Genomic DNA, 553 nt, shown 5'->3' with positions numbered 1-553 from the left:
ACAGGATAATGGAGCAGTAGATGGAATTGCTTTTGTACCAAGCGCCACAACAACATACAATGTAACAGGAACAGATGGTAATGGTTGTAGTGCAACAGGCAACTTAACGATAACAGTAGATACCTTACCAATAGTAATGGCAAGCAGTACAGACACAGTAGTGTGTTCAGGCGAGTCAATCACCTTAACAGGAATAGGAGCGGCAAGTTATGTATGGGATAATGGAGTAGTAGATGGAATCGCTTTTGTACCAAGTGCAACAACAACGTACAATGTAACAGGAACGGATGGTAATGGTTGTAGTGCAACAGGTAACTTAACGATAACAGTAGATACCTTACCAATAGTAATGGCAAGCAGCACAGACACAGTAGTATGTTCAGGCGAATCAATCACCTTAACAGGAATTGGAGCGACAGGTTATGTATGGGATAATGGAGCAGTAGATGGAATTGCTTTTGTACCAAGTACAACAACAACGTACAATGTAACAGGAACAGATGGTAATGGTTGTAGTGCAACAGGGAACTTAACGATAACAGTAGATACCTTG

1 pseudogene is annotated in these 553 nt (G+C 41.2%); it reads left to right on the top strand.

Annotated features, from left to right (window positions below):
- A pseudogene (locus tag CG11_RS30565) lies at nucleotides 1–553 on the top strand (hypothetical protein); the annotation flags it as partial.

This window comes from Aureispira sp. CCB-QB1 (assembly GCF_000724545.1).
Lineage (GTDB): Bacteria > Bacteroidota > Bacteroidia > Chitinophagales > Saprospiraceae > Aureispira.
The sequence above is the reverse complement of the archived record's forward strand: the minus strand, read 5'-3'. Positions and strand labels throughout refer to the sequence as shown.